Below are 419 nucleotides of genomic sequence, written 5' to 3' on the forward strand. Positions count from 1 at the left end.
GCACATTATTGTTGGTACACCAGGGCGTGTTGATGATCATATTCGTAAAGGCACCTTACGTTTAGATGATGTTGAAACCTTAGTGCTTGATGAAGCTGACCAAATGCTTGATATGGGCTTCCAAGATACCTTAGATGCTATTATTGATTGCATTCCTAAGCAGCGGCAAACATTATTATTTAGCGCGACTTTCCCACGTGCAATCGAAGCGATTGCTAAACGAGTGTTAAGTAACCCTGCTATGGTGAAAGTAGAAGAAGAGCAAGAAAAAAGCACCATTAAGCAATACTTCTATAAAATGGATAATAACAAACAGCGTTTTAATACTTTAAAACTACTGTTACTTAAATTCCAACCTGAAAGCTGTGTAGTGTTTTGTAATACCAAAGTTGAAACACAGCAGGTGTGTGATGATTTAT

At 37.5% G+C, this 419-nt stretch carries 1 protein-coding gene; it reads left to right on the plus strand.

The genetic code is table 11. The annotated features are described in order from the left end of the window. Positions 1–419: DEAD/DEAH box helicase (locus tag CWB85_RS22060; RefSeq protein WP_138556025.1), on the plus strand; the 419-nt coding region annotated here is incomplete at both ends.

The organism is Pseudoalteromonas sp. S1727, from assembly GCF_005886375.1.
Lineage (GTDB): Bacteria > Pseudomonadota > Gammaproteobacteria > Enterobacterales > Alteromonadaceae > Pseudoalteromonas > Pseudoalteromonas haloplanktis.